This window comes from Mesorhizobium sp. M2A.F.Ca.ET.039.01.1.1, assembly GCF_003998035.1.
In the GTDB taxonomy this organism is placed as follows: Bacteria; Pseudomonadota; Alphaproteobacteria; order Rhizobiales; family Rhizobiaceae; genus Mesorhizobium.
In genome coordinates this window covers 1-12,209 of sequence record NZ_RZRY01000133.1, presented here as the reverse complement: position 1 = coordinate 12,209, position 12,209 = coordinate 1, and the positions used below count along the sequence as shown (strand labels likewise).

General features: G+C 64.7%; 13 protein-coding genes. 5 read left to right on the top strand and 8 right to left on the bottom strand.

Annotation, left to right across the window (positions count from 1 at the left end; genetic code table 11):
* The coding region (locus EOA24_RS13060; RefSeq protein ID WP_133374504.1) for an aspartate aminotransferase family protein at nt 1-1,104 on the bottom strand (1,104 nt) is incomplete at its 3' end.
* A gap of 98 nt (nt 1,105-1,202) precedes the next feature.
* Here EOA24_RS13060 and EOA24_RS13055 point away from each other — a divergent pair.
* Nucleotides 1,203-2,060, top strand: coding sequence for a LysR family transcriptional regulator (locus EOA24_RS13055; protein WP_126081406.1), 858 nt, complete (start codon nt 1,203-1,205; stop codon nt 2,058-2,060).
* Nucleotides 2,061-2,105: 45 nt separating this feature from the next.
* Here the strand turns inward: EOA24_RS13055 and EOA24_RS13050 are convergent, their stop codons facing one another.
* The 7 genes from EOA24_RS13050 to EOA24_RS13020 all read right to left on the bottom strand — a co-directional run bounded on the left by EOA24_RS13050 (nt 2,106) and on the right by EOA24_RS13020 (nt 7,375).
* Nucleotides 2,106-3,557 (bottom strand): MFS transporter, encoded by a 1,452-nt coding sequence (locus EOA24_RS13050; protein ID WP_126081407.1) that lies wholly within the window; start codon nt 3,555-3,557, stop codon nt 2,106-2,108.
* A 153-nt stretch (nt 3,558-3,710) separates the two neighbouring features.
* A complete protein-coding gene (locus tag EOA24_RS13045; RefSeq protein ID WP_127409846.1) occupies nt 3,711-4,193 on the bottom strand; it encodes a DUF992 domain-containing protein in 483 nt (160 codons plus the stop codon).
* Between the two features lie 148 nt (nt 4,194-4,341).
* Entirely contained in the window at nt 4,342-4,818 is a 477-nt protein-coding gene (locus EOA24_RS13040) for a DUF992 domain-containing protein (RefSeq protein ID WP_126081409.1), read from the bottom strand.
* Nucleotides 4,819-5,024: 206 nt separating this feature from the next.
* The gene (locus EOA24_RS13035; RefSeq protein ID WP_126081410.1) at nt 5,025-5,876 is read right to left on the bottom strand and encodes a tetratricopeptide repeat protein; all 852 of its coding nucleotides are present in this window, start codon (nt 5,874-5,876) and stop codon (nt 5,025-5,027) included.
* 131 nt (nt 5,877-6,007) lie between these two features.
* The gene (rpsU, locus tag EOA24_RS13030) at nt 6,008-6,274 is read right to left on the bottom strand and encodes a 30S ribosomal protein S21 (RefSeq protein WP_042639546.1); all 267 of its coding nucleotides are present in this window, start codon (nt 6,272-6,274) and stop codon (nt 6,008-6,010) included.
* 173 nt (nt 6,275-6,447) lie between these two features.
* The gene (locus tag EOA24_RS13025) at nt 6,448-6,840 is read right to left on the bottom strand and encodes an SET domain-containing protein-lysine N-methyltransferase (protein WP_126081411.1); all 393 of its coding nucleotides are present in this window, start codon (nt 6,838-6,840) and stop codon (nt 6,448-6,450) included.
* 166 nt (nt 6,841-7,006) lie between these two features.
* A complete protein-coding gene (locus tag EOA24_RS13020) occupies nt 7,007-7,375 on the bottom strand; it encodes a YrdB family protein (protein WP_126081412.1) in 369 nt (122 codons plus the stop codon).
* A 30-nt stretch (nt 7,376-7,405) separates the two neighbouring features.
* Between EOA24_RS13020 and EOA24_RS43880 the strand changes: the two genes are divergently transcribed.
* The 4 genes from EOA24_RS43880 to EOA24_RS13005 all read left to right on the top strand — a co-directional run bounded on the left by EOA24_RS43880 (nt 7,406) and on the right by EOA24_RS13005 (nt 12,185).
* Entirely contained in the window at nt 7,406-7,531 is a 126-nt protein-coding gene (locus EOA24_RS43880; protein ID WP_281059018.1) for a hypothetical protein, read from the top strand.
* Between the two features lie 41 nt (nt 7,532-7,572).
* Nucleotides 7,573-8,826, top strand: coding sequence for a sarcosine oxidase subunit beta (locus tag EOA24_RS13015; protein ID WP_126081413.1), 1,254 nt, complete (start codon nt 7,573-7,575; stop codon nt 8,824-8,826).
* 72 nt (nt 8,827-8,898) lie between these two features.
* Entirely contained in the window at nt 8,899-9,195 is a 297-nt protein-coding gene (locus tag EOA24_RS13010; RefSeq protein WP_112126462.1) for a sarcosine oxidase subunit delta, read from the top strand.
* On the top strand, nt 9,192-12,185 hold the full coding sequence (locus EOA24_RS13005; protein WP_126081414.1) for a sarcosine oxidase subunit alpha: 2,994 nt from the start codon (nt 9,192-9,194) through the stop codon (nt 12,183-12,185). Before EOA24_RS13010 ends, EOA24_RS13005 begins: the two co-directional genes overlap by 4 nt.
* Nucleotides 12,186-12,209 lie beyond the last annotated feature (24 nt).

Below are 12,209 nucleotides of genomic sequence, written 5' to 3'. Positions count from 1 at the left end.
GTCCTTGACGATCTCGACGCCGAGCAGGAGACCGCGGCCGCGCACGTCGCCGACGCATTCATAGCGCTGCTTCAGGCTGGACAGGCCGGCGGACAGTTTCGCTCCCATGTTGCGCGCCCGTTCGACGAGCTTTTCTTCTTCCACCACATCGAGCACCGCCAGGCCCACGGCCGCCGGCAGCGGATCGGAGACATGCGTGGTGTAGAAGAGAAAACCTTTCGCATGCGCTTCCTCCTCGATCTCGGCCGTCGTCATGACGGCCGAAAGCGGAAGGCCGGCGCCGATCGTCTTGGAAAGCGTCAGGATATCCGGCGTAACGCCGTCCCTCTGGAAGGCGAACATATGTCCGGTGCGGCCGATGCCTGTCTGCGCTTCGTCCAGGATCAGCAGCATGCCGCGCTCGCGGCACTTCTGCTGGAGAGCCGCCAGGTAGCCTTGCGGCAGCTCCAATATGCCGCCGCTCGACAGGATCGGTTCGGCGACGAAGGCCGCCAGGCTGCCCGTCGATTGGCTGTCGACCAGATCGAAAGCATCGTCGAGCTCGGTCTGCCAATCCAGCGAGCCGTCGGCATGCTTGAAACGCGGCCGAAAACTGTTCGGCGCCGGGATCGCGAGCGAGCCGACCGCGGCAGGTCCATAGCCCTTGCGGCCGGCGCTGTAGGTTGCTGACGCTGCCACGCCGGTCATGCCGTGCCAGCTCTTCGAAAAGGCGACGATCTCGTGCTTGCCGGTCACCAGCTTGGCCATGCGGATCGCGGCTTCGTTCGATTCCGCTCCGGTCGACAAAAGCAGAACCCGGTCGAGCCCTGGCGCCAGCGCCGCCAGGCGCACGGCAAGCTCGACCACGGGACGGGAGAGCATGCCGCTGAACAGATGCGCGACCTGACCGACCTGGCGGCTCACCGTTGAGACGATCCTGGGGTGAGAATGCCCGAGCAGCGCGCTCATCTGCCCGGAGGTGAAATCGAGGATGGGCTTGTCATCCGCATCGTAGACGAAGGATCCCGCGGCGCGCTCGATGATTGCCGGCTCGAAGCTGCCGCCATAGCGTATCAGATGCTTTTGCGCCGCATTCCAGAACCCGCGATCCTGGTTTTTTGACATGGTTCCAGCTCCACCAAAGCGACCAGATGACTAGATAGCACTTGGCGCGGGTGCAGTAAAATTGATAGTAATCGGATCCGGATATCAATGGATTTGATATGCAGGCTCCACTCGATCTCAAGCTCCTGTCGACATTCGTGCGCGCGGCGCATTCCGGCACGCTGAGCGCCGTGGCGGTGCAGGTCGGGCGCACGCAATCGGCCGTGACCATGCAGATCCAGCGATTGGAAGAAGCGCTTGGCCAGAGCCTTTTTCATCGCAGCGGCAGCGGCGTGCGGCTGACCGGCAGCGGCGAACGTTTTCTGGCCTATGCCGAGCGCATCCTCAGAATCCATGACGAGGCGATCTCGGCCTTTTCCGACCAGGGCCTGCATGGGTCGATCATCTTCGGCAGCCCCGAAGACTATCTGAGCGCGTTCTTCCCGGCGCTCTTGAAGAGTTTCGGCACAATGTATCCCGATGTCGAGATCAAGGTGGTCTCGGCGCCGACGGTCGAACTGCGCACGCTCATCAATGCGCGTCAGGTCGATCTGGCGCTCGTTTCCACACCCAATCCAGGCGATGCGCCGGATGTCGTGCGCAGGGAATCGCTGGTCTGGGTCGGCAGCCGGCCAACCCTGGAACTCTACGATTTCGGCGACACCGTCCCACTCGCCCTGGCTGCGTCGAACGCGATCGACCACAAGGGGGCCTGCGAGGCCATGACCCGCGCCGGCCTGCGCTACAAGATAGCCTATGCCTCCAACAGCCTTGCCGGGCTGATCGCCGTTGCGCGGTCAGGGCTGGCGATCAGCGTGATGGCGGAGGGGGCGGTGCCGCCCGATCTCCATATTCTCGGCGCTCCGCTTCCTCCGCTGCCCGGGCTCGGTATCGTGATCATTTTCGCCGATGCGGAACGATCGCCCGCGGCCACGGCCTTTGCCGATCACATCCGCAAGGTTCTGCCGTCGCTTTGAGGGTCTGCCGCCTCGCAGCTCTCGATAAGCTCGTGGTCTGGAACGTCAGCCCGTGGCCATTTGCGGCCGGTTCGCCGTCAACGACATCCTGAGCGCGGCCAGGCACCCGACGATCCCGAGCGGCACGAAAGCCAGGAACAGCCAGCCGGCGACGATCGCGGCCGCCTCGCGACTCAGGCCATCGGAGAACCCACAGGCATTAGCGATAATGCCGGCAAGGGCGGCGCCTACCGCATAGCCGATGCGCTGCATCGTCGGCACGGCGGCCGAGGCGATGGTCTGTTCGCCCTCGCGCGCCGAGGCGACGATCACGCGCGTCAGGAACGGCCAGGCGACGCCGAAGCCGCCGCCCTGCAGAAGGGCGCAAAGCAGGATCAGCGGGATCGAGCCGGTCGGGATCGTGTAGGCGAAGCCGGCAATGCCGCAGGCGATCATCAGCGCGCCGACGACGATGATCGACCGCTCGCGATGCAGCGGCGCATTGGCGACGAGGATCGACAGGATCGACCAGGCAATCGATTCGGCGGCGATGATATAGCCTGTCGTCAGGATCGGGATGCCGTGCAGCGTGGTCAGCAGCAACGGCCCGTAAATGGCGAAGGTGCAGGTCGCCACGGAGGAGGCGGCCACCATGGTCATGCCGCTGCCGAGCGCGGAATTCCAGGAAAAAAGTTGCGAGGGAAACAGGCGCGAGCGCGGCTTCAGCGCATCGACGCGGAAGAACAGCGCGAGGCCGGCCAGGCCGAGCAGTATGAGCAGCGACGAGCGCAGCAAGGCGATGTCGACGCCAGCGGCGGCGATCAGCACGACGCTGACGGCAAGGCATCCGAGCGCCAGGAAGGGAAAGGCGGGCGTCGGGCCGGCGCCGGCCTGCGGCCGCTTCGCCTGCGGCGTGCCAAGCACGGCGAAGCTTGCGAGCGCCATGGCCGCACCGCCAAACGTGAAGACACCGAAGGCCCAGCGCCAGGACAGGAAATCGACCATGATTGCGCCGAGCATCGGGCCACTGAAGGCGGCGACACCCCAAATCGCCGAGATGATGCCGAAAAGCTGCGGCCAGATATTGCGCGGGAACAGGCGCTCGACCGAGACGAAGGCGAGCGAGACGAGCGCACCACCGCCCAGGCCCTCGACCAGCCGCCCGGCCAGGAAGACCGGCATCGATGGCGCGGTGGCGCAGACCAGCGCGCCAGCGGCATAAAGAAGGGCTGCGGCTATCATGTTGGTGCGCAGGGCGACGAAGCTGACCAGCCGGCCGGCGGCGGCACCCGCGACGATGGCGCCGAGTTCGTATACGGCCAGCGACCAGCCGACGAACTGCACGCCGGCAATATCGCCGACCATCGCCGGCATGACCGTCGCGATCATCGTCTCATTGGTGGCATGGAGCAGGATGCCGAGGCTGATGAAGCAGAAGCGTGCCAAGTCGCCATTTGCCCACAGCGCGGGCCAATCTATCTTGTCGCCACCTGCCTTGTTGCCGCTTGCTGCCGTCACGTCGATCTCCTGCTTGCGATCCGCAGCCTCATCCGCATTGCGAATGGGCGCCAGGTCCAGTTCGGCAGGGCTTGTAGAACCTCAAGCGCGGTTGAGCTCAAGAGGCTTTTTCGCTTGTCGTGGAAGGAAGGCTCCACCGGCCCTGGTGGTCAGTCAGTTCGCTGTGCTGCGCAGCTGGAACTGGCTGACGCCGATGGCGATGTTGAGACCGGTCTGGGTCTGGACGCTGAGCGGCTGCAGAGTGAAGGCGTTGCCGGTGCCGCCGACCAGGAGATTGGCGCCGGCGCCGACCGCGGCGGTCACTTCGGCGCTGGCGCCGACATAGTCGCCGGCAAGCGCACCCGGGGCGTAGATGTTGTTCATCGGCGTCAGCACCAGCCAGCGCATCACGCTCTGGCTGGTCGTGCCGATGTCGAGACCATACTTGTTGACGGCGCCGAAATAGGCTTCCGGCGCGAAGGTCTTGTCGGCCGGCATGAAGGTGCAGCTCAGATCCTGGCTTGAGCCGAAGACGAAGCCGCTGCCGCCGCCGATGGCGCAATCCAAGACGCCGAGCTCAACGCCGCCGGTCTCCGCTCGGGCCTGCCCGGCCAGTGCAACGATCGCCATCGCGGCTGCGGCGATGATCCTCGACATATGTCCCCCCTCTTCTTTTTGACGCAATTCCGGACGGAAAACCGTGTCTCACTTTTCCTGGAATTGCTCAAAAGCATGCGGCCCGGAACGGCTACAATGTCCTGTTCCGGGCCGCGCGTATAGGCGGATGTCGTTAGCGGCTGAGCGCCTATTTGTAGGAGTGGACGAGGTCCAGCGACGCCACCGCGACGGCCAGGTTGACGCCGGTCTGCGCCTGCACGCTGAGCGGCTCCAGCATGAAGGCGCCGTCGAGGCCGCCGACCAGGAGATTGGCGCCGCCGCCGGTCACGACGGAAGCCTCGGCGTTGACGCCGTAATAGCTGCCGGCGAGGTCGCCCGCCTCATGATGGCGCGTGGCGCCGAGCACCGCCCAGACCAGCTGGCCCTGATGCGTCTGGCCGATGTCGACGCCGAGCTTGGAGATCATGCCGGTGTACTGCTCGGCCGGATCGTGATGATAGGGACGGAAGGTGCAGGACACGCCCTTGTTGGACGTGATGACATAGCCGACGCCGCCGTCGATCGTGCAATCGAGCGTGCCGAGCCGGAGCGTGCCGGCGCTGACTGGGGAAGCGAGGACCGTGGCGGCAAGCGCGGCAGCGGCACAGGCAAGGGATTTGATCATTGGAAAGGTCCTTTCGCGAAAATCTTGGCCCCGGCTTAAACGGTCGAGGTGCAAGGAGCGTTCCGCCGAAAACTTGGCGCGAACATGGCAAAGGTTAACGCACTGCCCTGGGCGGTTAACGGATCGCTATCGGCGTCGCCACGGCGCAACACTGCGGCCGCCGGCGGCGACCGCGCCTGGCGCGAGATGCCCTTCCGTTACAGGCTTCAGCTGGCGTTGCCGCCGGTGCGCGACAGGCCGTCCTTGGCCGGCTGGTAGTTCGGGTCGAGGTGGATCGCCTCGCGGTAGGACTTGGCGGCCCTGACCTTGTCGCCACGGCGCTCGTAGATCAGCGCCTGGTTGGCCCAGGCCTCGGCATTCTTGCCGTCGAGCTTGATGGCCATGTTGAAGTCGGAGAAGGCGTTGTCCTCGTCGCCTGTCGCAAGATAGGAGAGGCCGCGGCCGTTGTAGGGCTCGGCGGCGTCCGGCGCCAGCGAGATGGCGGTCGAGAAGTCCTCGATGGCGAATTTGTGCTGGCCCTGGCTCTGATAGATCAGACCGCGATTGTGGTAGGCGCGCGCATCCGTGGTGTCGAGCTGGATCGCCTTCTGGAAGTCGTTGAAGGCATCCTGGGTGCGGCCCGCCTTACGGTAGAGATTGCCGCGGCCGATATAGGCGGCATCGTAGTTGGCGTTGATCTGGATCGAGCGGTTGTAGTCGGCCAGAGCGGCTTCCTGATTGCCGAGGAAACGCTGAATCAGCGCGCGATTCGAGTAGGCCTGGTAGAAGTTCGGATTGAGCTGGATGGCCTGGTTGAAGTCCTTGAGCGCCGCCTGGTACTGGCCGCCGCGGCCATAGGCCGAGCCGCGCACATTATAGCCCTCGGGATCCTGCGGATTGCGCTGAATGACCGCCGAGAGCGAGGAGATGTTCTCGCTTGAGCCTTGCGCCTTGTCGATCGAGTTGAACTCACCTGTCGGGGCCGTCTGGCATGCTGCAAGCATCAGACCCGAAAGCAGGGCCGCCGTCAGGGCGAAGCCGCGAAAACCGGTTCCACGCTCCACGGTAATAGCGTTCATCTTTGTCCTCACTGCCGCAGCGCCGTCAGTCCGTTCCCTCTCCGACCGGCTCGAATCTATAAACAAAAAGGTGGCGGCGATTCCGCATCGCGCCACCTTCGGTATCCTTCGAAAAGGACGAAAAATAGGCGTTATGAGCGCGGCGAACGCGGCGCGCCACCAGCACCGGCCGGAGCCGGACGCGGGGTCATCGGCAGCAGGCCTTCGCGCTGGGCGCGCTTGCGGGCCAGCTTGCGGGCGCGGCGCACGGCTTCCGCCTTCTCGCGGGCACGCTTCTCGGACGGCTTCTCGTAGTGACCGCGCATCTTCATTTCACGGAAGATACCTTCGCGCTGCATTTTCTTCTTCAGCGCGCGAAGCGCCTGATCAACGTTGTTGTCGCGGACGAGTACCTGCACGGGCAATCCTGTCTTCGGGTTTGAAATCGTTAGGCAATCGGCAATAGCCGAGATGCCTCCGCGGCGAGTTGCACCGCGAATTGTGGCGGCTGATAGCAGAATCAGGCCGGGATGTCCACCGCTGATTGCGGGAAAGCGCGATCAAAAACCGGAGCAGTGCGCTAGGCCGCGATTCAATCTTCCACCGCCGCCAGATGGAGGCGTGCGAAATCCTCGAAAAACTCGCCGTAATCGCAGGTGATTTCCTCGCCGGCGGCGATGTCGCGAATGGCGGTGGCGCCGCCATATTGCGAGAAATCCGTGTTCGGCCGCTCGGAGTGGTTCATGAAGCGGCCATTGTCGACCTCATAGACCATGAAGCCGGGCTTGTCCGGGCTCGGATAGGCATAGCGGTCGAGCAGTTCCCTCAGATGAGGGGATGCCGCTTCATATTTTTCCATCGGAATCAGGCGGTCGAAATCGGGATCGAGCCGCCAGATCGAAGCACCTTTGCGGATCGGCTCGGCAGCGAAGACACCGACGCCCTCGATGGCGCTCTGCGCAACATAGGTCCTGATCAGCAGCATCGTTCCGGTCCGATTTCGACGGGAAACGAAAATCGTCAAAACGGGCCGAAATGCAAGGCCGTATCGCGATATTTCAGCGGATGAGTGTGCCCGCCGTCCGCCTCACGGATCACGTCCGGTTGATCGAAGCGTCCGGCTTCGGCCGCGGCAAAGGCTGCTGTTGCCCCTACTGCCGCAACAGCCAGCCCAGCCGGTCCAGGGAGAAGGCGTAGGTGAGGGCGATCAGCAGGGCCATGACGATGCCCGCGGCCGCATGACCGACCAGATAGAATCCGGCGGCGCCGCCGAACAGGATGACGAGTTCCAGCGCCAACCGCGCCGCGCCCGGCACAGGAACCGGCGCGCGGCCTGACCGGCTTGGGTCGTCAGGAACCGCGAAGGTTCCCCACAGTGCAGCCGCAACAAGCGGCAAGGCCAAGGCGAAGAGCCAGCGCCACCATCCTTCGGACAGGCTCCAGCCTGCCATGCCGAGCCCGAGCAGCGCAGCAAGTTCCAGCAGAAAGCGCAGGGTCAGATTCCACCAGGCGTTGCCCATATTGATCCTGTAGGTCTCGGAGCAGCCGGTATGGCCGATCGCGGCCGCGGCTACCAGCCCGGACGCCATCCTTTCGGCATGGCGCAAAGCGGCAAGCGCCGTCGCAAACAGCGCAAGGATGACATCGCGGTTTCGCTAGTGATACTCCTCGCGTGACGGGCGGACGACATCCGCGATTTTTGGCGCGAGGCTATAACGTGAAGAAATATTCGGTATTCGCCATCGCCCGCGAGGCGATGCGCGGCCACAAGGGCTGGAAAGAGCAGTGGACCTCGCCCGAGCCGAAGAAGGAATACGACGTCATCATCGTCGGCGCCGGCGGGCACGGCCTGGCGACGGCCTATTACCTGGCGAGCGAGCACGGCATCACCAACATCGCGGTGCTGGAAAAGGGCTGGCTCGGCGGCGGCAACACTGGTCGCAACACCACAATCATCCGCTCCAACTATCTCTATGATGAAAGCGCCGGCATCTACGACCGTGCGCTGAAGCTGTGGGATGGATTGAGCCAAGAGCTCAACTACAACGTCATGTATTCGGCGCGCGGCGTCATGATGCTGGCGCACAACGTGCATGACGTGCAGGTGTTCAAGCGCCATATCCACGCCAACCGCCTCAACGGCATCGACAATGAATGGCTGACGCCGGAAGAGGCGAAGGCATTCTGCCCGCCGCTCAACATCTCCAAGGAAGCGCGCTATCCGGTAATGGGCGCCGCGTTGCAGCGGCGCGGCGGCACGGCGCGCCATGACGCGGTGGCGTGGGGCTATGCGCGCGGCGCTTCGGCGCGCGGCGTGCACATCATCCAGAACTGCGAGGTCACGGGCATCAAGCGGGCGGCGAACGGCGCTGTCAGCGGCGTGGAGACGACGCGCGGCTTCATCGGCGCCAAGAAGGTCGGCGTGGTGGCGGCCGGCCATTCCTCGGTCATCATGAACATGGCCGGCGTGCGCATGCCGCTCGAAAGCTATCCGCTGCAAGCGCTGGTGTCGGAGCCGGTCAAGCCGGTGGTGCCCTGCGTGGTGATGTCCAACACCGTGCATGCCTATATCTCCCAGTCCGACAAGGGCGAGCTCGTCATCGGCGCCGGCACCGACCAGTATGTCTCCTATTCGCAGACCGGCGGCCTGCACATATTGCAGCACACGCTGGACGCCATCTGCGAGATGTTCCCGATCTTCACCCGCATGAAGATGCTGCGCTCCTGGGGCGGCATCGTCGACGTCACGCCCGACCGCTCGCCGATCCTGGCGAAAACACCGGTCAAGGGGCTTTACGTCAATTGCGGCTGGGGCACCGGCGGCTTCAAGGCGACGCCCGGCTCGGGCAATGTCTTCGCGCACACGATCGCGAAGGACGAGCCGCACCCGATCAACGCGCCTTTCACCCTCGAGCGCTTCCGCACCGGACGCCTCATCGACGAGGCCGCGGCGGCGGCGGTGGCGCACTGATGATGGCTCAGTCGCATTGCGATCAACAGGCCGACGCGCGCGTCGGTCACGGCAAGTTTTAGGATCACCCAGATGCTTCTCATCCGCTGTCCCTATTGCGAGGAAGAGCGCCCGGAACTCGAGTTCCGCAATGCCGGCGAGGCGCATATCGCGCGCCCGACGAACATTGCCGCCGAGAGCGACGACGATTTCGAGAAATTCTTCTTCATCCGCGCGAACCCGAAGGGCGTCATCTATGAGCGCTGGCGCCACATCCATGGCTGCGCGCGCTTCTTCAACGCCGTGCGCGACACCGTCACCGACAAGTTCGTCATGACCTACAAGGCCGGCGAGCCGAAGCCCGCGAAGCTGCCCGGAGCCGCGAAATGAACGCCATGTTCCGCATTTCCGGCGCCGGTCGCCTCAGCCAGGCGAAGACCGCCTCCTTCAGTTTCGACGACAAGTCCTATGTCGGCATCGAGGGCGACACGCTCGCCTCGGCGCTGCTCGCCAACGGCGTGCATCTGGTCGGGCGATCGTTCAAATACCATCGGCCCCGCGGCGTCCTGTCGGCCGGCGCGGAAGAGCCGAACGCGCTGGTGCAGATCGTGCGGGACGATGCTCGCAAGACGCCGAATGTGCGCGCCACTGTCCAGGAGCTCTATGACGGGCTGACCGCCCATTCGCAGAACCGCTGGCCGTCGCTTTCCTTCGACGTCGGCGCCGTCAATGACATCGCCTCGCCGCTATTTTCGGCCGGCTTCTACTACAAGACCTTCATGTGGCCGAAGGCCGCTTGGAAGAGCCTTTACGAGCCGAAGATCCGCGCCGCGGCCGGCCTTGGCGTTTCTCCGGACAAGCCGGACCCGGACCACTATGCCGCGCGCTACGCGCATTGCGAGGTGCTGGTGTTGGGCGGGGGCGCTGCCGGCATTGCAGCTGCCCTTGCCGCCGCCGAAACGGGCGTGCGGGTGATCCTCGCCGACGAGCAGGCCGAATTCGGCGGCAGCCTGCGCTTCGAGAGCGGCGCCAAAATCGAGGGCGAGAATGGCTATGCCTGGGCGCAAGCCGCGATCGCCAGGCTCAAGGCGATGGACAATGTGCGGGTGCTCTCCCGCACCACGGCTTTCGGCTATTACGCGCAAAACTTCGTCGGCTTGGTAGAGCGGGTCAGTGATCACCTGAAGAATCCCGGCCACGACCTGGCGCGCGAACGCCTGTGGCAGGTGCGCGCCAATCGCGTCGTCATCGCCACCGGCGCCATCGAGCGCCATATGGTGTTCGCCAACAACGACCGTCCGGGCGTCATGCTGGCTTCGGCGGCGCGCACCTATCTCAACCACTATGGCGTCGCGGTGGGCAGGAATGTCGGCGTCTATACGGCCAATGATTCCGCTTACGCTGCGGCGATCGATCTCAAAAAGGCCGGCGTCAACATCGCGGCCATCGTCGACCTGCGCGACAATCCGTCGGGGCCGGTGATCGACGAGGCGAGGGCGCTCGGCATCGAGATCAATTTCGGCCGCGCGGTGGTGAGCGCCGGCGGCAAATTGCGCGTGTCGTCCATGACCGTGCAGCCGAAGAATGGCGGCGGCGGACGCACCATCCCGGTCGACGCGATCCTGATGTCGGCCGGCTGGACGCCGTCGGTGCATCTGTTCTCGCAGTCGCGCGGCAAGGTCGCCTTCAACGACGAGACCAAGCGCTTCGTGCCCGGCACCTACGCGCAGGATTGCGTCTCGGTCGGCGCCTGCAACGGCACGGACGGGCTGGACGCGACGGTAGACGAGGCCTATGCGGCCGGCGCCAAGGCGGCGAAGGAAGCCGGCGGCAAGGCCGGAAAAGGCGCCAAGCCAAAGGTCGATGCCGGCGAGAGCTGGTCGCGCGGCATGCTGGGCGCTGCCCCCGGCGCCGGGCAAGGCACCACGGTCAAGGCCTTCGTCGATTTCCAGAACGACGTCACCGCCAAGGACATCCGCCAGGCGGTGCATGAAGGCATGCGCTCCATCGAGCACGTCAAGCGCTTCACCACTAATGGCATGGCGACCGACCAGGGCAAGACGTCCAACATGCATGGCCTGGCGATCGCCGCAGAGGAACTCGGCAAGCCGATCCCGCAGGTCGGCCTCACCACGTTCCGCGCGCCCTATACGCCGGTCACTTTCGGTTCGATCGTCGGGCACGCGCGCGGCGCGCTGTTCGACCCGACCCGGCGCACGGCGACGCATTGCTGGGCGGTACGCCAAGGTGCGGTGTTCGAGGATGTCGGCCACTGGAAGCGCGCCTGGTATTTCCCCAAGGCGGGCGAGGACATGCACGCCGCCGTCAACCGCGAATGCGTGACGGTGCGCAAGGTGGGCGGCCTGTTCGACGCCTCGACGCTCGGCAAGATCGAGGTGGTCGGGTCCGACGCGGCGAAATTCATGGAGCTGCTCTACACCAATCCGTGGGAGAAGCTGGAAACTGGCCGCTGCCGCTACGGTATCATGCTGCGCGAGGACGGCTTCATCTATGACGACGGCGTCGTCGGTCGACTGGCACCGGACCGTTTCCATGTGACGACGACGACCGGTGGCGCGCCGCGCGTCATGAACCATATGGAGGATTACCTCCAGACCGAGTTCCCGCATCTCAATGTCTGGCTGACCTCGATCACCGAGCAATGGGCGGTGATCGCGGTGCAGGGGCCCAAGTCGCGCGACATCATCGCGCCGCTGGTCGAAGGCATCGACATGTCGGACGAGGCGATGCCGCATATGTCGGTGCGCGAGGGCAAGATCTGCGGCGTGCCGACAAGGCTGTTCCGCATGTCCTTCACCGGCGAGCGCGGTTTCGAGGTCAACGTACCGGCCGACTACGGCGAGGCGGTCTGGGAAGCGCTGTGGGCCGAAGGGCAGAAGCATGGCGCGACCGCCTACGGCACCGAGACGATGCACGTGCTGCGCGCCGAGAAGGGCTATATCATCGTCGGCCAGGACACCGACGGCACGGTGACGCCGAACGATGCCGGGCTCGACTGGGCGGTCGGCAAGAAGAAGACCGACTTCGTCGGCATTCGCGGCCTGACCCGGCCGGACCTGGTGGCCAAGGGCCGCAAGCAGCTTGTCGGGCTGAAGACCAAGGACCCGAAAGTCGTGCTGGAAGAGGGCGCGCAGATTGTCGCGGATCCGAAGCAGCCGATCCCGATGAAGATGATTGGCCACGTCACCTCCAGCTACTGGTCGGAGAATTGCGGCCGTTCCATCGCGCTGGCGCTGGTTGCCGGCGGCCGCGATCGCATGGTTGAGACGCTCTATGTGCCGATGCCGAACGGCACGATCGAGGTGGAAGTCACCGGTATGGTGTTCGTCGACGAGAAGGGAGAACGCCTCAATGGCTAAGGCTGCTGCCAAGACAAAAGCTGC